This window comes from Pelatocladus sp. BLCC-F211 (assembly GCF_041928655.1).
Lineage (GTDB): Bacteria > Cyanobacteriota > Cyanobacteriia > Cyanobacteriales > Nostocaceae > Pelatocladus.
In genome coordinates this window covers 57,559-78,674 of record NZ_JBHFLM010000045.1, presented here as the reverse complement: position 1 = coordinate 78,674, position 21,116 = coordinate 57,559, and the positions used below count along the sequence as shown (strand labels likewise).

The window sequence follows — 21,116 nt, the reverse complement described above, 5'->3', positions numbered from 1 at the left end:
GATTCAGTGGTCAAAAATTAGATTATTGTTACGCGCTTAACTTATCCCTCTTCTCAGAAAATCTGGTTTCTTAGAAGAGGGATTACTCATTGACGAGGTTCAAAGACTCATCGACGAGAATAAAAGACTTGTGCGCGAGTATCAAAGATTCGCACAGGAGTTTTTTGTTGTCGTCCTTTAATAGTGAAAAATGCCCCGTCAATCTCGTCAAGTTGTTTGACAAGCCGCAAAAGTCGCAGTAGCAGGTATGAAAATGGCTGAAATACCTATGCTTTCGTAGAAATACTTTTTCTTACAATCTTTAACAAAAGGCTGAAACAGCCAGAAAATAGCAGAGTTGACTATATATAATGCTTTTAAGGAGTTCTCAAATCAATACTCCCCCTAAAGAATTGGCGAAACAGCCCGAAAATATACAGTTTTGCAGACCAATGCTAGAGTGGTAGTCATTCTAGAATAGAGAAAAGTATAGCTAAGTAAGTTCAAAAAAATTATCTATGTCAGTTTTAGCGGCGATCGCAGTCTTGGCTGTTCTAATCCTAGTACACGAACTAGGACATTTTATTGCAGCAAGGTCACAAGGAATTCATGTCAACCGCTTTTCTTTGGGCTTTGGACCAGTGATTTGGAAATACCAAGGCCCGGAAACGGAATACGCTGTTCGGGCGTTTCCATTGGGTGGTTTTGTTGGTTTTCCTGACGATGATCCAGATAGTGAGATTCCACCTAATGACCCTAACCTGCTGCGTAACCGTCCAATTTTAGATCGGGCGATCGTCATCAGCGCAGGAGTGATAGCAAACTTAATTTTTGCCTATTTTCTGCTTGTGGCGCAGGTAAATTTAGTCGGTATTTCACAAGCAACCCAGCCAGGAGTCTTAATCGAACAATTAGCCCCAGAAGTCAGTAATGTAGCGACTCAAGCTGGTATCAAAGCAGGAGATGTCATCTTAGCTGCTAATAACAAAGATTTTGGCACTTCACTGCAACAGATAGAGGCTTTAAGAGAAATCATTAAAACGAATGCAGGTAAGCCAGTTCAACTAGAAATTGCTCGTGGTGATCAAAAGCTGTCTTTGAGTGTCACTCCTGAAGCCAAGCCAGCTGGGGGTAGTATTGGTGTTGGACTTTCTCCCAACGGTAAAGTTGTACGTCGTCGTGCTAATTTGCTAGAAGCTTTTAACCTTGGTGCTGCTGAATTTCAGCGAATTATGAAATTGACATTTCAAGGTTTTAAGCAATTAATCACTAACTTCGGCGAAACGGCTAGTCAAGTAGCTGGCCCAGTCAAAATTGTGAAAATTGGTGCTAGCATTGCCCAAAATGATACAGGCAGTTTGTTTTATTTTGGAGCTTTAATTAGCATCAACCTAGCAATTATCAATATTCTGCCTTTACCAGCTTTGGATGGAGGACAACTCGCTTTTCTGCTGATTGAAGGACTGCGGGGTAAACCTTTACCTTCTCGTGTTCAAGAAGGTGTAATGCAAACAGGTTTAATGCTACTTCTGGGATTGGGTATTTTTCTCATTGTTAAAGAAACTTCCCAACTGGAGTGGGTACAAAAGCTATTCCAGTAAGTAAGCCCATAAGCCCCTAAGCCCGCAGTTTACTTGCGGGCAATAAATCACACAACGAGCGTATCAAAATCTATTCCCCAATCCCCGATCCCCGATCCCCGATCCCTATTTTCAATCCAGTGAGCAACACTCGTAAATGGTCATCTAAAAAGCAGCGATCGCTAGAAATACTGGTTCGCCTCAAGCGTCTTTATCCTGATGCTACTTGTTCTCTAAACTATTCCACCCCAGTGCAACTGCTGGTTGCAACAATTCTTTCCGCCCAGTGTACGGATGAGCGAGTCAATTTAGTTACGCCAGCACTCTTTAGTCGTTTTCCAGATGCGCCTAGTTTGGCTAATGCTGAGTTGAGTGAGTTAGAAAATTTAGTACGTTCTACGGGATTCTACCGTAACAAAGCCAAGAATATTCAAGCTGCCTGTCGGATGATTGTTAACGAATTTGGCGGTGAATTACCAAAGCAAATGGAGCAATTATTGTTGCTTCCAGGAGTAGCACGCAAAACGGCAAATGTAGTCCTTGCTCATGCTTTTGGAATTAATGCCGGTGTAACAGTTGATACCCACGTCAAACGTCTCAGCCAACGTCTAGGGTTGACTGAACACACGGAACCTATTCATATTGAACGAGATTTAATGCGCCTTTTGCCTCAACCAGATTGGGAAAATTGGTCAATCCGGTTAATTTATCATGGTCGTGCTGTTTGTAAAGCCCGTAATCCTGCATGTGAGGTTTGTGAGTTGGCTGATTTATGTCCTTTATCAGGGAACGAGGAACAAGGAGGACAAGGGAGACAAAGAGGACAAGGAGGAATACTTAACCATCAATCAGCAACAAATCACAACCAAAAACAAACAAATAACCAATAACTAATTCCATCAGATAGAATGGGAAATGCTGTCTTTTAATTTAAAAAGTAAGTAACAGATTCAATGGCAAAAAAGAGCATGATTGAGCGCGAGAAAAAGCGCGCTAAACTAGTGGCAAAGTATGCGGTCAAACGGGAAGCTTTGTTAGAAGAGTTTAGAACTACAGAAGATCCAATGGATAAGCTGGAGATTCACAGACGAATTCAACAGCTACCCCGCAACAGCGCACCCACTCGCCGTCGTAACCGTTGCTGGGCTACTGGTCGTTCCAGAGGTGTGTACCGCGACTTTGGACTATCTCGAAACGTATTGCGGGAATGGGCGCACGAGGGCCTTTTACCTGGAGTGGTTAAGTCAAGTTGGTAGTCATTGGTAGAGACGCGATTATACTCTTACGAGAAGCCGCTCTTACGAGCGTCTACGCGTCTGTACAATAGTTATTGGTCATTAGGGAGAAGATCATTGGTGATTTGTTATAAAGTCATTATTCAAATGACAAATGGCAAATGACGAATGACAAATGACAAATGACAAATGACGAATGACTACTGTCCACAACACTTATCAATTCCTAAACTTTCTAAGAGTAGATCGCTGACGGCGTTGGCGATCGCAAACTCTCCATAGAAACTTTTAGAAAAATCAAATGCTTGCATCTCTGTGACAATAGCAATTACCAGAGAACCAAGGTCATTTTCTCCTTCCATCCGTTGGCGAACAAAGATTTGGGCTGCACGTTCAGCAATATTTTGGTTAACTGCTTCTGGGATAAATTCTGTGTCTAGCCACCCATGTAAGCGTTGCTTTAACCATTTACCTTCAAGTTCCGGATTTTGGGATGGTGGTAGGGTGATAGGTGGAATCGGTTCTGTCATATTTTTGATTTATCTTAAAACGCACCAAGTGTTAAAACGAATCGCTAAGGAACGCAGAGGATGACTGTTAACATCTAATAGCGTGACTAAGCGATGTTTTTATTTTTAATGTTATTTATGGAATATGATACTGCTGCTATCATTCAAGGCTATGCCCAAGGCTATTTTCTCATGGCTGATGAAGATAATGGCTTAAGTTGGTATGGAAGTCGCGATCGCACTCTCATTCCTTTGGATGATCAATTTCGCTACCCTAAGTCCCTACGACGTGTTCTAAATCAACATCGCTTTACTGTAGCGGTTAACCGCGACTTTAAATCAGTAGTCGAAGGTTGTGCTAACCGAGAGGTAACTTGGATCTCATCGGAATTAAAAGATATATATTGGCAACTTTACCAAACAGGTTGGGCTTATAGTTTTGAAACTTGGCGAGAAGATGAACTCGCTGGAGGAATTTTAGGAATTGTTATTGGTGGTGCTTTCATCGGCGAATCAATGTTTTATCGGATTCCTGATGGTTCTAAAGTAGCAATGGTGAAGTTAGTAGAAAGGTTACGAGAAAGGCAGTTTGTATTATTTGATGCTCAAATGATGAATCCCCATTTAGAAAGATTTGGGGCTTATAGAGTCGGTGATCAAGAGTATCAAGAGTTACTTTATAAAGCATTATATCGAAAGTGTTCTATTGTTTAGGGATTTAGTTCTGTCATATTTTTGTCACAAATATAATTAATAATTTTAGTAAAAAAATAAGTGGTAAAGAGAAATATTTAGCACTAAAAATGAATGTCTTTTATTGATGACAAATTCAAGGTTTTTACTTCTTTAGACAGATGATGAACATGTATCTGCTGTGGATACTTTTGTGAAAGTACTTGCTTTATATACCTCTCCTGTGAACGCATATCGAGGCAAGTATAGATTTACTTAACTAACATTAATTCACAGTGGAAATACCTGTGAGGAATTAGTTGGTGAACTGTTGATACTACTTTAATTTCATCCCCTAAATAAACTTATTTGTAGATTCAGGGTCTATTGCGTATGCTTGCAAATATTTGTACTTTATTTGAACGAGATTATCACTACGGCGTAGGTGTACTAGTTAATTCTCTTTACAATCATGGCTTTCGCGGTGTAGTGTGGGTAGGTTATCGTGGAACTTTACCACCTTGGATAAATTCTCTGAAAGAAGGTCAAGGTTATCAAGAGTTTTGTGTCGCTGAAGATTGTGTAATTCGATTTATCAAGCTAACCACTTCAACATTTTTTTCTAATTACAAACCTGATTTCATGCTGCAACTCTGGGAAAATTATTGTCCAGAAGTTGAAGCATTATTTTATTTTGACCCTGATATTGTCAATAAACGTGACTGGAATTTCTACACTGATTGGGTTAATCATGGTATTGCCTTATGTGAGGATGCTTATGATTATATGCCAGCCAATCATCCCTATCGATTCGCTTGGAAAGAATTGGCTGAAAGCTACGGTTTCCCTTGTCAACGTGAATTAGATCGCTACTACAATACTGGTTTTATTGGTGTAAAACAGAGTCAGAAATCCATACTTTTGTTATGGCAAAAACTATTACATACTTTTGAGGAAGCAGGTTATATCAATCTCCAGGATTTTTGTTTAGCTTTTAATCGTTATCCCTATTTCCAAACCGATCAATGTGTTTTGAACTTAGCATTAATGTTAAGTTCTGAACCACTTAGTACTGTTAGTGCGATGGGAATGGATTTTGGTGGTGTTAGTGTAGATATTATGTCACATGCGTCGGGAAGCCAGATCAAACCTTGGCGAAAACAATTGATTTTTAATGCTTTGAATGGATCACCTCCAACATTGACAGATAAGGCTTATTGGCAAAATACACAAACACCGATGCAACTTTACTCACTATGGGAATACAATCAGAAAAAGATTGCTCTGCGGTGTGCCGCTGGGATTGGGCGCTTTATCCGTCGCTCTTAATTTATACTCAATTCACCCGATTTTCTGTCACCAAAGTCAGACTCACCCATTCCCCTTGATCGTTGTAACTACGAATCATGCGTTGACGAAGATTTGGTGTAATTAACCAACCCACTTCTAAAAATAAGGGTTGACGGAATTGCACTTTTAACGGTGACGTAGCGGAAGCACCATCAGGTAACAGCAAAACCTGTACCTGCTTTTGTGAATCTTGAGCAAATGTGAGAATGGAACCATTGATTGTAGCAGTTGAGGTAATTGTGCGATCGCCAAATGAAAGACTTTGCACTAAACGTCCAGAATCATCCAGTTGTAATTGCATTTTGGTAAAGTAACGATCAGGCGATCGCCAATCTGGATAGATTGTCACTGCTTCACCTTGCCATTCTCCTAACAATGCTTCTACTGTTAAATTATTGCTTTGTGTGACTCCGGTTCCAGCTAGATGTTCGCGAATCAGGGTAAATTGATCTAGTTGACCGTTTTTATCAAACAATTGTACGAGGCGCAAACGGCAATTTTCATGAATTAATCCTAATTCTGCTCCAAATTCCGAAAATGGCCCTAGCTGAATCGTACCTTGAGAAAAAGCACCATTTTCAAAGAACAACACACCCCGTCCTAAAGAACTGTATTCTAGGATTTTTTCATCTCCACCCAGGCGAATAATTTGACGAATTGTCTGATTATTATTTAACCCTTCTAGAGATACAACACTGGGTGTATCACTTATTATTTCACCTTGGGGAGATACACGAGTGAATGAACCTTGCCATTCACCGAGATTTTTTAATAAAGATTCCCATTGACTCATTTATTTGTTGGTGGTTGGTGGTTGGTGATTGTTAATCGGGGAAATCAGTGAACAGTGAAAATTTTAATCTGATAACTGATAACTGATTCTCTGACTAAGTTTTCGCAAATTTTTGCACAGCAAATAAACTTCCGATGAATCCTACGGTTGCACCAAAGTTGAGGAGAATCAAGGGCAATAATAAAGTTTGTAATGGAGTCAGTTGTAAACCGTTGGTGATAAATTTGATGAATTCTGGTTGGTTAGCCAGTAAATGTCCAAGAAACTGTTGAATAATGCTAATGAAACTCCAAGCGATCGCACCTCCAATCAAACCAAAAGCAATTCCCTGCAATATAAACGGTAGGTAAATCCAAGCGGAAGTTGCTCCCACTAGTTGCATGATTTCAATTTCTCGGCGTCGCGCCATGACTATTAATCTGATAGTGGTGGTAGTCACTGCGATCGCTGTTAAGGTCAAAATTATAGTAATTGTTAGTGTTACCCAGTTTAAACCTCGATGCAACTGAGCAATACGTCTGACTGCTTCATCCACATACTGAACTGCATCTACTCCATGTAATTTAGCTAGTTGTGTTGCTAAGTTTGGTACGACTTCAGAGTTACGCGCTTTCACCTTCAATTCATCCACAAGCGGATTTTCACCTAGCTGCTGAGTAGCAGCTTCGATATCAGAAATTCCTAGTTCTTGAACAAGCTTATGCCAAGCTTGTTCTTTGGTAATAACTTTTATATCTGCAACCTCTGGTATTCTTGACACCAATGGTTCAATGCTGTCTGCACGCGCACCTGGATCAAGATAAACAGATACTTCCAACTGACTACCGAATTGATAAAGTAATTTTTCTACTTGCCAAGAACTTTGTAAACTCAAACCAAACAGGAATAGTAACACAGTCACAGTACTGATAGCTGCCCAATTCATCCAGCCACCACGTTGTAAACCAATCCAGGTTTCTTTCAGCAGATAGTCAAGTTTAGTCAGTATTTTCAACACCCGCAGCCTCTTTTTAATACAAAACCATAAAAATCTATTATTAACAATTTCTCAGTTGTTAGTTGTTGAGAAACAGTGAACACTTACACAGTGAACAATTTCATTTGATAACTGATAACTGATAACTCATTGCTAAGATTAAATAAAGCGGAATCATTCCCAATCCATAATAGGTGAGTTAAAAAAGAATGCCATCGGAAGTCGCTGTTGAGAAGAAAAAGTTAGAAAATCCGCCCTTGGAACTACATTTCCTTGGCGATCGCGTTCTGCGCCAAGGAGCCAAGCGCGTTGCTAAGGTAGATGAAGAAATCCGCAAACTAGCACGGGAAATGCTACAAACCATGTATAGCCAAGATGGTATTGGTTTAGCTGCACCCCAAGTCGGAATTCACAAACAAATTATAGTCATTGATCTGGAACCAGATAACGCGGCTAACTCCCCATTGGTGTTGATTAACCCTACTATTAAAAAGGTAAGCGGGGACATCTGCGTTGCTCAAGAAGGATGTTTGAGTATTCCGGGAGTTTACATGGATGTGAAGCGTCCTGAAGTTGTCGAAATCTCTTACAAAGATGAGTATGGACGCCCTAAGACACTGAAGGCTTCAGATTTACTAGGACGTTGTATTCAGCACGAGATCGACCACCTCAATGGTGTAGTATTTGTAGACCGTGTAGAAAACTCTTTAGCTTTAGCACAGGAGTTATCCAAGCATGGCTTTTCCTATCAAGCTGTTAAATCAGTTGTGTAGGGGGATGTGCTTGTGAACGTAATGACTCCCAAGAGTGGTTTATTTTTAGCCTGTTCTTGCATTACTGCGATCGCAGCAGTAGGTTCTGTTTTTGAACTTACCTCTGGACAGCCTGATCTCGGTACTCAAACCACGGCGATTATTTTAGGGCTAAGTATTCCCCTAACAGGACTATTTTTCTTTGCCGCAGTCAAAGATGCTAAAGCTAATATAAACAAGTGAACTACCTACACTGACCTTGTGGTACATTCTAGGCTTCCCAATTCACAGGGGGTTGCCTCGGTTGTCATAGATTTTTTACGTCCTGACGACTTTGGTCTTACATCCCAAGGGCAGCAGGGCTATTTCATTCTATTTTAATAATGGTTCTGACAAATATTTTGGAGACAAAAACACAGAACTTGTCCTCTAAACATGACCTTTTTGGGAGGCTTAGGCCTCCATCACAAAATGTGACACTTGAGAATGAAATAGCCCTGTCCCAAATACTAATCTAGGAGAAAGTTTTATTGAATGAAAACCACAGTTAAAAAGTCGGATTTTGTCCTGGCTCCTTACATGGAGAGTAACGATTTGCGGGCAACTTATCAAATCCTTAATACGGTTGTTCCTTATGTTCTGTTATGGTTTTTAGCAGTGAAAGCAGCTTCTATTTCTTTTTGGTTGCTTCCGCCCATTATAGTTTTGATAACGCTGTTTTCAGCGCGTTGTTTTTCTTTAATGCATGATTGCGGACACTATTCACTCTTTCGTTCAAAAAGGGTTAATCGGATTATCGGTTTTATTCTGGGTGTGATCAACGCGATACCCCAATATCCGTGGTCAAGAGGACATGCTTATCATCACAAAACCAATGGTGATTGGGAACGCTATCGTGGTCCTTCTGCATTACTCTCTACTGAGGAGTTTGCGAAACTTAGTCCATCTGCCCAAAGGCGTTATGAACTACTGAGACACCCATTGATGATCTTTCCGGGAGGTTTTTTCTACCTCGCGATTAAGCCAAGACTCGCCCTGATTGCAGGAACCTATGGTTTTATCACTCATCTACTGACTTGCTTGAAGCAAGATCCGGGTATGGGTTTAGGGACAATTATCTCCTGCTATAAGTCTAGGAATTGGTACACGGCGGCTGAGTTTTGGGATCTGCTGTTCAACAACATTTGTGTAGTCAGCAGCTGGATTTTTCTGGGCAATTTACTTGGATTTGGTTTCTTCCTGAGCGTTTACTCAATCACGCTAACTTGTTCTGCGGCAATCTTCATCTGTGTCTTCTTTGTGCAGCACAACTTTGATGGCTCTTACGCCCACAAAACTGAAGGCTGGGACTATCTGCTTGGAGCGATTGAGGGCAGCAGTTATCTAGAGCTACCTACGGTTTTGAAGTGGTTTGCCGCCGATATTGGCTACCATAACATTCATCATCTTTCCGAAAGAATCCCCAATTACAACCTCGAAGCTTGCCACAAAAAAAATATTCACCTGCTTACTCATTCAAAAACGCTGCGAATAGCAGATATTCCTGATTGCTTCAAATTCATTCTTTGGGATTCTGCCTCCAATCGCCTCCAGTCTATCGCATCATTTCGCCAAGTTGAGCAATCTATAGACCTCCTCAAATAGAAATAACTCCTTCTTTTGCTTTTTTTGTAAATCCCTTGGTTTTTGCTTTCTCACTTTCTTCTAAAACTTGGTTATTTTCTTCTTTTGATGCCGTTTCGGATGTTACCTTCTCTGTCTGTTGTTCTGATGATTTACCTACTTTCACTTTTAAGATTTTATTTATTTTTTAAGTTAAAATTTTGCGAAATTAGGCAGACAGGTATTGTATCCAGAGATTATGAATGATGAATTATGAGTGATGAAGTTTAATATTTAGTAGTTGATTGTTAATTACTAATTATTCTTTGCAATAAAGCAGTAAATACTTACTTAATCATTAACCCACAAAAAGACTCATACTTCATAATTCATCATTGCTGAGTCCAAATACTTGATATTGTTTTTACATCTAACACTAGTCAACTATATTGACATGCAAAGATGATTGTTAAAACAATAACTTGCCGAAAATTGGTGCTAAAGCTAAAATTTTGCAGCAATTAAACTAAATTTGAGGAAAACATGAGACACGAAAAACTTTCTCCTGGATTGCTACTAGCCTACGAAGACTATCAAAGAGAAGGACAAGAAGCTTTAACCACACACAAGCGATCGCTTGGTATAATTGCCTCAAAAACAAGTATTAAGCCTACCCGTAGTGTCGTTTTTATCTACTGTGATGAACAAGCAGACCTGAGTCATTTGTCACAATACGGTATTGAAATCAACCAAAACACAGGTACTGTCAGGACAGCTTACTTACCCATAGATAGTTTAGACGCTTTATCTGAAGAATCTGCCGTCCAACGGATCAAGCCATCCCGTAAATTAAAGTTGCGAATGGATGAAGCACCAAAGAAAGTTAAACTACCAGAGTTTAAGAATAAAACTGGATTGACTGGTAAAGGAGTAGTTATTGGTGTAGTAGACAGTGGTATTGATCCAAAACACCCCGCTTTTGCAGGACGTATCTTAAGAATTTGGGATCAAACACTACCAGGACCAGGAGTCAAAGAAGGCGGTTATGGAGCCGAATTAACCGGGACACAGCTGACAATTTCCCAAGATACAGATGGTCATGGTACTCACGTTGCAGGTATTGCCTCTGGATTAGATAATACCTATGGTGGTGTAGCACCAGAAGCAGAATTAGTAATTGTTAAAACTGACTTGCAAGACGCCCACATTGCTGATGGTGTTCGTTATGTTTTCCGAGTAGCAAGTGAAATGGGACGTCCAGCAGTCGTGAATCTCAGCTTGGGTGGACACGCAGATGCCCACGATGGTAGCGATTCTCTATCCAAAATAATTGATGCTGAATCTGGACCAGGAAGGATTGTTTGCTGTGCTGCGGGTAATGAAGGTAATGACAACATTCACGGTCAGACAATTGTCAACAGCAAGCGCTTGGGAACCATGCGTTTTAATGTTCCCTATAATCAAGTGGGGATTGTCTGGTTAAATGGTTGGTATTCCCGTGATAGTCAGTTGGAAATCTCTCTACGCAGTCCCAATGGGTTTGTTACCCCCTTCCAACCAATTATTGTTGACGGCAATCCTTCAAAACAATATAACTTACTGGATGCACGAGTCGAGATTGTCACCCCAGGACCAGATCCAGCCAACGGTGACTATAACTTCTTTGTGCAAATTCGGGGCGGAAGTAACAGCAGATTTAATCAACCTGTACCAGGTGGAGTTTGGCAGTTACGGGTACGCAACACCTCTGGAAAAGACGTACGTCTAGATGTGTGGACTTTAGATGACGCTGCGTCAGTATTTTTTACAGGTAAAAGCATCTCCGACACCATGAAAATTGGTGCTCCTGGGGCCGCTAGTAGTGCAGTAACGGTCGCTTCTTATACGACTAAAGTTCAGTACATAGATATTGATAATAATGAGCGACAAGTAGGCTTAGAATTGGATGATATTTCTGACTTTAGCAGCGAAGGTCCACTGCGAAATGATGCCCAAAAACCCGATGTTGCAGCCCCTGGAGCAATGATCGTTTCGGCTCTTTCATCCAATGCAAACTTTGATCGCTCAATGATGGTGAATTCCAAGTTTGTGGTATTAGCTGGTACAAGTATGGCAACACCATTTGTTAGTGGTTTAGTTGCACTGCTGTTGCAACGTGACCCTCATCTGACTCCACAGGCTGTAAAAGATTTGCTACATCAAAATAGTTCTATTCCCGGTGAAAGTGTAGGGACTTTTGATCCCAAATGGGGTTATGGACTGATTGATATGGAAAATGTGTAATTAGACGGGTAGACACACAACACATAAATATTATGTTTGCATTAAGGGTAGGCAATTCAGACCTGTAAATTTGATAGGTTTATCATTATAAGGTAGGCAAAAAAGCCTGCCCTTAGTTCAAAAAATAGCTTATGTAATGATCAAAAGCTAAACATGGTCTTGGCGCAGTGTTGAACAATGTTCAAGATCCATTAGGGACTCAAAAGCATTATTAGTCAGCTTTTAAGCATTAAGAGGAAAAGTTGCATCTGTGAAACGCTTAATTCAATTTCCTTTAGAAGATGGTAGCTACATCTTAGTAGAAGTAGAACAGCCAGAATCTGAAGACAGCATAGGACGAATTGGTCGAGAAGAAGATATCTTGCTGAAAACTGAACAAACTTTTGAGACAGCTTTGGAAAGAGTCAAGCCTATAGCCAACACTATTATCAACAAACTTCGTAGCTTAAACCAACCAGCCGATGAAGTCCAAGTAAAGTTCGGCATCAAAATGAGCGCCGAAGCTGGGGCAATTATTGCTAGTGCTAGCGTTGAAGGAAACTACGAAATCACCCTCAAATGGAATCAAAAGTGATTTTAGATGACATCGCCACTTGAATCAGCAATTGTCAGAATTCGTAAGACTAATGGAGTAGTTGTTGGTGCTGGCTTTTCAGTATCTGAAAAGCATGTTATCACCTGTGCCCATGTCGTTGCTGATGCACTAGGAATTTCTAGAGAGACGCAAACAAGACCTACTGAAGATGTCTTTTTAGACTTTCCTCTAGTGGCATCTGAAGAAAAGTTAACTGCACGAGTGGTTTTCTGGCGACCAGTTCCACCAAAAGGTTCAACCTCGGTCAAGGGAAAAGAAGACATTGCTGCATTGGAAATAAATAGTCCGATTCCGCGAACTGCCCAACCTGTAGATTTACTTATAGAAGAAGATTTACGAGGGCATTCCTTCCGGACTTTTGGCTTTCCTGCTGGACATGATGACGGCTTAGAAGCTACTGGTGTGCTACGCGGACAGCAAGGAACTGGCTGGGTGCAGATAGAAGATGTGAAAGAAACAGGAGTCCGTTTAGAACCTGGTTTCAGTGGCGCTCCTGTGTGGGATGAACAACTCAATGGCATAGTCGGGATGGCTGTAGCAGCGGATCAGAAGCGCCCAGAAGCCAAAGTTGCTTTTATGATACCAACAAAGGTAATAGCAACGGCTTGGACGGCATTGGGTGAGCGAACCATTCCACCATTGCACCTGACACAAAAAAAACGCTTTCGATTTTGGCGTACTCACCCTTGGACATGGTTTGGTTTGGTATTAGTTTCCTTTCTATGTGGAACAGTCCTTTTAACACCCCCAGTTCGCGAGATGGTTGGTATAGGAAAGCCAATTTGCTTTTCTCAAGCTCTTAAGCAAAAAAAACTGGTGATTGGCGTAGCTGATTTTGACAATATTGGCGAAGTCCCAACTAATGGGCTTTTTACAGAAGAGCGACTCTTAGAACGACTGGAGAAGCAAAAACTGCCAAATGTTGAGGTTTGCCCCATCAGTAAGAAGGTGTCACAGTCCAGAGATGCTCATGAACTAGGCAAAAACTTAAAAGCAGCAGTGATTATCTGGGGTCGTGTAGACAGTTCGACATTAGAAGTTTTCTTGAAGGTGGAAAATTTGGAAGTAAGACACCTCACCTCGCTATCAGAAAACTTAGTTGATGCCTTGAAACCTGAGTCACAAACACAATATTGGCCAGAGCGAGTAGCTGTAATGACTGCCTACGTGTTGAGTGAGATATACAAAGCCAAGGGAAAAATTCCAGAGGCTCGCAAGATACTTGAGACGGCTTTGGAAAATGCAAAATTAAACAGACTGAATGAGAACAACGAACGCAATGCCAAGGTATTGTCAATAGCTTATTTATTCTTAGGAATGTTGATCGAAAAAACAATTGACCCAAACTGTCAAGCTACTTGGAAGGATTGTCAAAAGGCAATACAAGCCTACAAGCGAGCATCAGACCTAAATGAGAAACAGTATGAGGCTCTTGTGAATCTCGGCTTCCTCCACGAGCGATTGCAAGAGCCACAAGAAGCGCTCAAAGCATATACGCGGATAATTAACTCCGAGCCTGAATCACCTTCTGCTGTAGAGGCTCGGAAATACCGGGCAGATATATATTTAAACCAAGGCAAGGCTGCTGCTGCTGCTCAGGAGCTACAAATTGTCTGCCAATTAGAACCTGAAGACCCGATGAATTATCACTTTTTGGGTTTAGCCCAGTTGGAAGCAGGACAAATAGCAGCAGCTGAGCAGACTTACCGGAAGGTTAAGTTATCCTTAGACAAGGATAACCAAGCTGAAGTTTTCGACCAATTGCGTACTCTTGCCAAAAAAAGACCGGACTTAGCTAACGTAATTAAGACGATTATGACTATTATGCAGGCGGCGTTAGTAAATGGAGATTACAGGGTATCTTAGTAAAATGCTTTAGTTTCCACTTTTTGTCTTCCCACTGCCGCCATTGTCCTTTGCATTCTCACCAAGCTCATATTCTAGAAGGCTCAGGAGCGGCGACGAGGAATATTACAGAGTCTCGTCGTACAATCTCCCGGTATCCATCTAGTAGCGTCCAACTGGAATCGTCTTTTACATTCTCGCCCTGACTCATCTCTACATTTTGGATCGCATCTATACCTAAAACCGATTCCAATGACCGATCTGAAGTTCGTGTGTATGGAGGTGGTGATTGTGCTGTCTTCCGTAACAGCTAAGGGGTTGAACTCCGCGATCGCCTCATCAATGCGCTCACTGAGTCGTTGAGCCAAGTCCAATGCGACAGAATCGTCCATTCGGTTAACTTCGGGTTGTGCCGCCAAGAGGCTTGCCTCTTGCTCTGGATCTGGCTGCTTCCACTCAAATGAGTAAATTTCCCCTGGCCCCTGGCTCCCAGGTTGTAAAACCTCGCATTCTACCCGCAATCCTATCAGTTCCTTCCCAGAGTAGCCAAAAGCAGCTAGCTCATTTCTCACAGCTACCTTTGCAATCTCTAGCACCCTGTCAATTCCAATTGTTGATATAGACTCCTCAGATGGCAATATCAGAATATCTCTAACTGCCTTTTGTTTTATTAAAGGTTGCTTTAGGTTTATAGATATTGATTCTTCTATCATGATTTGTCTTTCCTGACCTTATTTTGCTGTGGTGTATATAACCAAATAGTAGATAATTTCTACGTGTATCTTCCCATTAGTCAAAATTTTTAACCTTGTTTTCTGTACCAGCTTGAGCGCATTATCTGCATCTGTCATCCGCTAACAGGATTTTGGATGCGTGGATGCGTGGATTTGATCCACAGATAAATCTGGGGGCTTGTACCATCAAGAAATGATTGGTCACCAAAATTACCTTTATGTAAGATCGGGTGATATTCAACTAATGTCTAAAGGTAGCGACGACGTTGTGATCGCTCACAAAATCTTTTCAAGCAAGCGGGAATCCTCAATCACAAATGTGGTTCTAAACTGATTAAAGCAGTGAATCTGAATTAATCGTAGACAAGTGTAGGTGAAGTCTACACTAAGATAGGCAATTTAGACCTATAAATTTGATAATTTGGTTTTAGGGCAGGCTAAGATTAGCTTGTCTTTTGTTCCTTGGAAGGCGCTAATATCTCACCCCGCTTTCCATCTGTCTGGCTAAAAAGCATAGATAGGGTATTTATAGGGGATTTTCAAATGAACTATAAGAAACTAGACGCCGCCCTTGCGATGACGCTCAATCAAGTCCAAGATCCAGATGAACGTAGTTTAGTGGTTTTTATCCACACCCAACCAGGGACAGATACTTCCAATGCAGCAGCTATCTTAAAAAATTTAGGAGTAAGTGGAATCACTGAAGTAAAAGACGTGTTTTCGGCTACTCTATCTCTAAATGAAATTGCTAAACTCTCAGAACAACCTTGGGTGCAGTATCTGAAACTATCGCAAAAATTGCGTTTGGTAGATGGAGAGACGGGACTGAAGAGTATCAGTATTAACAAATATTAATATTAATTGATACATCTAATTTCGTTTTGTAACAGATGGTAATACCATTTTTCTTCGGCAGCATTCCGAAAACTTAACTAAACTTTGTTTTCGATCCCCCCTTACCAGCTGCCGCATACAGTCCTAAACTGTAGTTGAGAGTTGAAAGGCAGTCGGGAGCAAACTTGTGAAAAAAGTTTTAGCAGTCATTCTCGGTGGCGGTGCAGGAACCCGCCTTTATCCGCTCACCAAACTACGTGCTAAACCAGCGGTGCCACTGGCAGGTAAGTATCGGTTGATAGATATCCCTGTCAGTAATTGTATAAATTCTGAAATTTTCAAAATATACGTCCTGACACAATTCAACTCGGCTTCTCTGAATCGCCATATTGCTCGTACCTACAGCTTTGCTGGTTTTACTGAAGGATTTGTTGAAGTCTTAGCTGCACAACAAACACCAGAAAACCTCAGTTGGTTCCAAGGTACAGCTGATGCGGTTCGTCAATATCTATGGCTGTTTGAAGAGTGGGATGTAGATGAATATTTGATACTATCAGGCGATCATTTGTATCGCATGGATTACCGTCATTTTATCCAGCGTCATCGGGAAACTGGGGCTGATATTACCCTTTCAGTTATACCGATCGATGAACGTCGCGCCTCAGACTTTGGTTTGATGAAAATCGACCAATCTGGTAGGGTTGTTGACTTCAGCGAAAAGCCCAAAGGCGAAGCTTTAAAGAAAATGCAGGTTGATACTACTGTTTTAGGCTTAAGCCAAGAAGAAGCCGAACAGCAACCATATATCGCCTCTATGGGAATCTATGTCTTTAAAAAAGATGTTTTGATCAAGTTGTTGAAAGAAGCTTCCGAAAGGACTGATTTTGGCAAAGAGATTATTCCTGACGCAGCTGGCGATCACAACGTTCAAGCTTACCTATTCAATGATTACTGGGAAGACATTGGAACAATTGAAGCATTTTATAATGCAAATCTGACTTTAACTCAGCAACCCCGTCCGCCATTCAGTTTCTACGATGAGCAAGCACCGATTTACACTCGCGCTCGTTACTTACCTCCGAGCAAATTGTTAGATTGTCACGTCACCCAATCAATCATTAGCGAAGGTAGTATTCTCAAAAATTGCCGCATTGAAAACTCGGTGTTAGGAGTGCGATCGCGGATTGAATCTGGCTGCATCATTCAAGATTCTATGATTATGGGTGCGGACATGTATCAGCCATTTGCCGAACGCCAGTCTGATTGTGAGCATCGTAGCGTACCTTTAGGTATCGGTTCTAACACAATAATTCGTCGGGCTATCATTGACAAAAATGCTCACATCGGTTCTGATGTACAAATCATTAACAAAGATAATGTCCAAGAAGCCGAGCGTGAAAGTCAAGGTTTCTACATCCGTAGTGGCATTGTCGTTGTGCTGAAAAATGCCGTCATTCCTGATGGAACAATAATTTAGTTATTAGTTATTAGACGCGATTATACTCTTACCTTGAAGCCGCTCTTACTCTGGTCTACGCGTCTGTACAATAGTCATTGGTCATTGGTCAAAGGGCAAAAGACTAATGACTAGGGACAAAAGACTAATGACAAAATTATTCTTACTAATTGGTCTTCCTGGTAGCGGTAAGTCAACCTTGGCAAAGCAATTAGTGACTCAATGTCCCCAGAGGCAACTGGTTTCTACCGATGCCATCCGGGGGCAACTGTTTGGTGATGAATCAATCCAAGGATCTTGGCTGCTGATTTGGCAAGAAACTAAGCGGCAATTTCACAGGGCGATCGCTACGGATAGTACAGTAATTTATGATGCTACTAACGCTCAACGACGCCATCGCCGTGAAATCGTTACCTTAGTCCGCGATATTGGTTTTACTCACATTACCGGGATTTGGGTAAAAACCCCTGTTTGGTTATGTTTAGCACGCAATCAAAGACGGGAACGCCAAGTACCAGAAGATGTGATTTTTCGGATGTATCGTCAATTGCGCGATGCTCCTCCCAGTTTAGAAGAAGGATTAGATTACTTGATTTGCTACTGATTGGGGATCAGGGATCGGGGATCGGGGACAAGGGAAGGGGGACAAGGGGGACAGGGGGACAAGGGAGAGAATAAACATTAATGCTCAATCCCCGATCCCCAATCCCCGATCCCCAATCCCCAATCCCTGATCCCCTATTCCCTATTCCCTAAAAAGTACGGAAATTGCCCTCACATTTCAGCAACAACCGAACTCGAATTTATTTAAGGTTTGTTAATTTAAAATCAGACTCATTATATCTAATGTTCTACCTAGTACTCTGTCAGGTTTAAATTGATGGATAAGAAAGTTTGTACTAAAGACTGTACGCGCTGCGTTCCCGCAGGGTAGTCTTTATTTTTAAGCACTAAAGTGTTTACTACCAACCCTTAATTCAAACTTGACAAACCAATAGTGTAGGATAGCGAAACCCTTATTTTACAAAAAAACATAAAGTTAAATACTAGAGGAGTATTGTAGATGGCTACAACCGATTTTAAAGATTATTATGCAGTTTTGGGAGTTAATAAAACTGCCAGTGCAGATGAAATTAAACAAGCTTTTCGGAAATTAGCCCGCAAATATCATCCTGACGTTAACCCTGGCAATAAACAGGCAGAAGCACGCTTCAAAGAAATTAATGAAGCCTACGAGGTTTTGTCAGATCCAGATAAACGGCAAAAATATGATCAATTTGGTCAATATTGGAAACAAGTTGGTCAAGGTTTCCCCAGTGGCGGTGCTGGTGTTGATATGGGTAACTTTGACTTTAGCCAATACGGTAGTTTTGATGATTTCATCAACGAATTATTAGGACGCTTCGGTGGAGGTGGTACTCGCAGCACCAGACAATCCTATAGCTACCGCACTTCTACTGGTGCTGGACCTGGTGGTTATGCTGGTGGTTATGGTGATTTTGGTTTCCAAGATGTTGGTGCAGCCACGCCTCAAGATAGCGAAGCCATCATTTCTTTGACTTTTTCCGAAGCGTTTCATGGTGTACAAAAGCGCTTTAATCTTGGTAACGAAACTATTGATGTCCGCATTCCCGCCGGTGCAAAACCTGGTACTCGCCTCCGGGTGCGTGGTAAAGGTCAAATCAGTCCCCTAACGCAACAGCGAGGTGATTTGTACCTAAAAGTTGAGCTTCAGTCTCACCCCTTCTTCCAGTTTGAAGGTGATAACTTGGTATGCGAAGTGCCAATTACCCCAGATGAAGCGGTTTTGGGAGCTTCTATAGAAGTACCTACTCCTGATGGTAGTGTGAATGTCAAGCTACCTGCGGGAGTACGTTCTGGTCAATCTTTGCGTCTACGTGGTAAAGGCTGGCCACAACCCAAAAGTGGACGTAGTGACCAGTTAGTAAAAATTGCGATCGCCACTCCCAGAGATATCAGTCAACAAGAGCGGGAGTATTATGAAAAAATCCGTACTATTCGTACTTCTAACCCCCGCAGTAATTTGCAAAATATTAGGCTGTAATAATTTTGGATTTTAGATTTTGGATTAGGAATTGTTAGTAGTTAGTTGTTTACTAATAACTATTAACTATAGGACTCCTATTTGATTTTTGAAAAAAACTCAGTACACCTTTATTCTTTCTTTCCTGTTCCCTGTTCCCTGTTCCCTGTTCCCTGCCTCCACGAGTAATTCAGGAATCAAATCGGATTGCTACTAACAATTAGCTACTAACCACTAATTCTTCTTATTAATTGTATTTTTCTCATTAGCCATTGCATCAAATTGCTCTAGCAATGTCTCGATACTCGCATTGTGGTCTAAGAAAGAAAACAAATGCTTATAACGAAGCCTACCTTCTTGATCTAAAACAAACTGTGCTGGTAAAGGTGCTCCCAAAGCTTGCCCAACATTATAAGTGCGAAACACTCGACAGGTAGGATCACTCAGCAACGGCATCTTTAAGCTTAAATCTTTCACAACTATTTGACTTTGCCGTTCGTCAGTACTAGTAATCATCAAAACTTCTATGCCCTGATTTTGAAATTGCTCGTAGTTTTCATTCAAGGCTTTGATGTGGGGATAGCAAAAGGGACAATATTGTTTTTCTGTGAAAATTCGAGTAAAAGCAAGTAATACTGGTTGCTTATTTCTGTAATTTGATAATTTAATTAAAGTGTTATTGGTGATATCTGGTAGTTTAAAATCTGGTGTTAAAAATCCTAATGGTATTTCATTAGCAGCTGGAATAGGTAAAAAATTACGGAAAAAACGCTCATTAAATAAACCGCTAAAATCAGTTGAAACTAACATAATTTATCCTCAATAAAAATATCAAAGCTATTACACAAACAAACCACAGAAAAAATACAAAATGCCACTGATTAATTGATATCTGTGTGCATATATGTATCTCTGTGGTCACTTTAACTTATTAGATATATCTGACATCTTGAGTCAGATAGATTGGCTAGGCGATAAGCCTAACGCCAATCCCAACCGGAATAAACTATGCAGCAATCCTAGCACTGACCTGGCTACAGTTTCAGTGGGGGACTTACGGCGAATTAGTTAAACAGCAGAGAAGTAAACTTTAGACTTGACAGGGTCAGGAATCATGGTCTTGTCACCAGGTTGCCAACCAGCAGGACAAACTTCATCGGGGTGAGACTGCACGTACTGAATAGCTTGCAGTGTCCGCAGAGTTTCATCTACATTACGACCAAAGGCGAGGTTGTTGATGGTCGCGTGTTGGATGACACCATCTTTGTCGATGATGAACAAACCACGCAAAGCTATGCCAGCTGCTGGATCAAGAACGTTGTAAGCGCTGCTGATCTCTTTCTTGATGTCGGACACCAGGGGATAGTTGAGATCACCAACACCTCCAGACTTGCGATCGGTCTGAATCCATGCTAGGTGTGAAAATTCGCTATCAACAGACACACCTAGTATTTCTGTGTTAATCTTTTTAAATTCTTCGTAGCGATCGCTAAAAGCTGTGATTTCTGTAGGACAGACAAAGGTAAAGTCTAAGGGATAGAAAAACAGAACAACATACTTACCGCGATAATCGGAAAGTTTTATTGTTTTGAATTCTTGATCTACCACAGCAGTTGCTGTAAAGTCGGGAGCTGATTGACCAACACGGAGGCATCCTTCTGTAGACATATACTAATTCTCCTTGGAAATTATTTTCGTCTAGTAGTTCGCCAAAGTTTCTTTGGCGGTTTGGAAAAGAACTATAGTATCAGGGGCATAATTTACCCTCTAACCTACGCAATTCTTTCCCAACCAATACCCTGAATTTTGGGTTGGCTAAGTACTAGCTGCCCGCTCATCTTGGGTGTATAGGTAATACTTACCTGTTTACGCCCTGA

Annotated in this window: 22 protein-coding genes; 15 read left to right on the top strand and 7 right to left on the bottom strand. The window is 41.1% G+C overall.

Annotated features, from left to right (window positions below; all coding sequences use genetic code 11):
- Window positions 1–497: 497 nt before the first annotated feature.
- The 3 genes from rseP (at window position 498) to rpsN (ending at window position 2,815) form a co-directional block, all read left to right on the top strand.
- Window positions 498–1,580 (top strand): RIP metalloprotease RseP, encoded by a 1,083-nt coding sequence (gene rseP, locus ACE1AT_RS04595; RefSeq protein ID WP_374866120.1) that lies wholly within the window; start codon window positions 498–500, stop codon window positions 1,578–1,580.
- 119 nt (window positions 1,581–1,699) lie between these two features.
- Window positions 1,700–2,449: an endonuclease III gene (gene nth, locus ACE1AT_RS04590; protein WP_374866119.1), complete on the top strand. Its 750-nt coding sequence runs from the start codon at window positions 1,700–1,702 to the stop codon at window positions 2,447–2,449.
- Between the two features lie 63 nt (window positions 2,450–2,512).
- The gene (rpsN, locus tag ACE1AT_RS04585; RefSeq protein WP_374866118.1) at window positions 2,513–2,815 is read left to right on the top strand and encodes a 30S ribosomal protein S14; all 303 of its coding nucleotides are present in this window, start codon (window positions 2,513–2,515) and stop codon (window positions 2,813–2,815) included.
- Between the two features lie 179 nt (window positions 2,816–2,994).
- On the opposite strand, the gene ACE1AT_RS04580 is transcribed toward rpsN, so the two are convergent.
- Window positions 2,995–3,324 (bottom strand): hypothetical protein, encoded by a 330-nt coding sequence (locus ACE1AT_RS04580; RefSeq protein ID WP_016862108.1) that lies wholly within the window; start codon window positions 3,322–3,324, stop codon window positions 2,995–2,997.
- Between the two features lie 117 nt (window positions 3,325–3,441).
- Between ACE1AT_RS04580 and aat the strand changes: the two genes are divergently transcribed.
- Together aat and ACE1AT_RS04570 are read left to right on the top strand one after the other, a co-directional pair.
- Window positions 3,442–4,017, top strand: a complete 576-nt coding sequence (gene aat, locus ACE1AT_RS04575) for a leucyl/phenylalanyl-tRNA--protein transferase (protein WP_374866117.1) — start codon at window positions 3,442–3,444, stop codon at window positions 4,015–4,017.
- Between the two features lie 351 nt (window positions 4,018–4,368).
- Window positions 4,369–5,304, top strand: a complete 936-nt coding sequence (locus ACE1AT_RS04570; protein ID WP_374866116.1) for a hypothetical protein — start codon at window positions 4,369–4,371, stop codon at window positions 5,302–5,304.
- Between the two features lie 7 nt (window positions 5,305–5,311).
- Here ACE1AT_RS04570 and ACE1AT_RS04565 read toward each other — a convergent pair whose 3' ends face one another.
- Together ACE1AT_RS04565 and ACE1AT_RS04560 are read right to left on the bottom strand one after the other, a co-directional pair.
- Window positions 5,312–6,118 carry a DUF3598 family protein gene (locus tag ACE1AT_RS04565; RefSeq protein WP_374866115.1) on the bottom strand — a complete coding sequence of 269 codons (807 nt, stop codon included), beginning with the start codon at window positions 6,116–6,118 and terminating at the stop codon, window positions 5,312–5,314.
- A 94-nt stretch (window positions 6,119–6,212) separates the two neighbouring features.
- Window positions 6,213–7,115, bottom strand: a complete 903-nt coding sequence (locus ACE1AT_RS04560; protein ID WP_374866114.1) for a cell division protein FtsX — start codon at window positions 7,113–7,115, stop codon at window positions 6,213–6,215.
- A gap of 188 nt (window positions 7,116–7,303) precedes the next feature.
- Between ACE1AT_RS04560 and def the strand changes: the two genes are divergently transcribed.
- The 3 genes from def to ACE1AT_RS04545 all read left to right on the top strand — a co-directional run bounded on the left by def (window position 7,304) and on the right by ACE1AT_RS04545 (window position 9,490).
- Window positions 7,304–7,867: a peptide deformylase gene (def, locus tag ACE1AT_RS04555; protein WP_374866113.1), complete on the top strand. Its 564-nt coding sequence runs from the start codon at window positions 7,304–7,306 to the stop codon at window positions 7,865–7,867.
- A 21-nt stretch (window positions 7,868–7,888) separates the two neighbouring features.
- Window positions 7,889–8,089: a hypothetical protein gene (locus tag ACE1AT_RS04550; RefSeq protein ID WP_096674783.1), complete on the top strand. Its 201-nt coding sequence runs from the start codon at window positions 7,889–7,891 to the stop codon at window positions 8,087–8,089.
- Window positions 8,090–8,380: 291 nt separating this feature from the next.
- A complete protein-coding gene (locus tag ACE1AT_RS04545; RefSeq protein ID WP_374866112.1) occupies window positions 8,381–9,490 on the top strand; it encodes a fatty acid desaturase in 1,110 nt (369 codons plus the stop codon).
- Here the strand turns inward: ACE1AT_RS04545 and ACE1AT_RS04540 are convergent.
- On the bottom strand, window positions 9,483–9,635 hold the full coding sequence (locus tag ACE1AT_RS04540) for a hypothetical protein (RefSeq protein WP_374866111.1): 153 nt from the start codon (window positions 9,633–9,635) through the stop codon (window positions 9,483–9,485). The two genes, ACE1AT_RS04545 and ACE1AT_RS04540, sit on opposite strands and share 8 nt — an antisense overlap.
- Before the next feature lie 356 nt (window positions 9,636–9,991).
- Between ACE1AT_RS04540 and ACE1AT_RS04535 the strand changes: the two genes are divergently transcribed.
- The 3 genes from ACE1AT_RS04535 to ACE1AT_RS04525 all read left to right on the top strand — a co-directional run bounded on the left by ACE1AT_RS04535 (window position 9,992) and on the right by ACE1AT_RS04525 (window position 14,192).
- The gene (locus ACE1AT_RS04535) at window positions 9,992–11,731 is read left to right on the top strand and encodes a S8 family peptidase (protein WP_374866110.1); all 1,740 of its coding nucleotides are present in this window, start codon (window positions 9,992–9,994) and stop codon (window positions 11,729–11,731) included.
- 250 nt (window positions 11,732–11,981) lie between these two features.
- Window positions 11,982–12,305, top strand: coding sequence for a CU044_2847 family protein (locus ACE1AT_RS04530; RefSeq protein ID WP_374866109.1), 324 nt, complete (start codon window positions 11,982–11,984; stop codon window positions 12,303–12,305).
- 6 nt (window positions 12,306–12,311) lie between these two features.
- Window positions 12,312–14,192, top strand: a complete 1,881-nt coding sequence (locus ACE1AT_RS04525) for a trypsin-like peptidase domain-containing protein (protein WP_374866108.1) — start codon at window positions 12,312–12,314, stop codon at window positions 14,190–14,192.
- An 83-nt stretch (window positions 14,193–14,275) separates the two neighbouring features.
- Here ACE1AT_RS04525 and ACE1AT_RS04520 read toward each other — a convergent pair whose 3' ends face one another.
- Window positions 14,276–14,767, bottom strand: a complete 492-nt coding sequence (locus tag ACE1AT_RS04520; RefSeq protein ID WP_374866107.1) for a hypothetical protein — start codon at window positions 14,765–14,767, stop codon at window positions 14,276–14,278.
- A 681-nt stretch (window positions 14,768–15,448) separates the two neighbouring features.
- On the opposite strand from ACE1AT_RS04520, the gene ACE1AT_RS04515 reads away from it, so the two are divergent.
- From ACE1AT_RS04515 to ACE1AT_RS04500, 4 genes are all read left to right on the top strand, one after another.
- On the top strand, window positions 15,449–15,760 hold the full coding sequence (locus tag ACE1AT_RS04515) for a hypothetical protein (RefSeq protein WP_374866106.1): 312 nt from the start codon (window positions 15,449–15,451) through the stop codon (window positions 15,758–15,760).
- Window positions 15,761–15,926: 166 nt separating this feature from the next.
- The gene (locus ACE1AT_RS04510) at window positions 15,927–17,216 is read left to right on the top strand and encodes a glucose-1-phosphate adenylyltransferase (RefSeq protein ID WP_374866105.1); all 1,290 of its coding nucleotides are present in this window, start codon (window positions 15,927–15,929) and stop codon (window positions 17,214–17,216) included.
- A gap of 127 nt (window positions 17,217–17,343) precedes the next feature.
- Window positions 17,344–17,799: an AAA family ATPase gene (locus ACE1AT_RS04505; protein WP_374866104.1), complete on the top strand. Its 456-nt coding sequence runs from the start codon at window positions 17,344–17,346 to the stop codon at window positions 17,797–17,799.
- Window positions 17,800–18,258: 459 nt separating this feature from the next.
- The gene (locus ACE1AT_RS04500; protein ID WP_374866103.1) at window positions 18,259–19,260 is read left to right on the top strand and encodes a DnaJ C-terminal domain-containing protein; all 1,002 of its coding nucleotides are present in this window, start codon (window positions 18,259–18,261) and stop codon (window positions 19,258–19,260) included.
- Between the two features lie 213 nt (window positions 19,261–19,473).
- Here ACE1AT_RS04500 and ACE1AT_RS04495 read toward each other — a convergent pair whose 3' ends face one another.
- Entirely contained in the window at window positions 19,474–20,049 is a 576-nt protein-coding gene (locus ACE1AT_RS04495; protein ID WP_374866102.1) for a peroxiredoxin family protein, read from the bottom strand.
- A 258-nt stretch (window positions 20,050–20,307) separates the two neighbouring features.
- Window positions 20,308–20,907 (bottom strand): peroxiredoxin, encoded by a 600-nt coding sequence (locus ACE1AT_RS04490; RefSeq protein WP_374866101.1) that lies wholly within the window; start codon window positions 20,905–20,907, stop codon window positions 20,308–20,310.
- Between the last annotated feature and the right edge of the window lie 209 nt (window positions 20,908–21,116).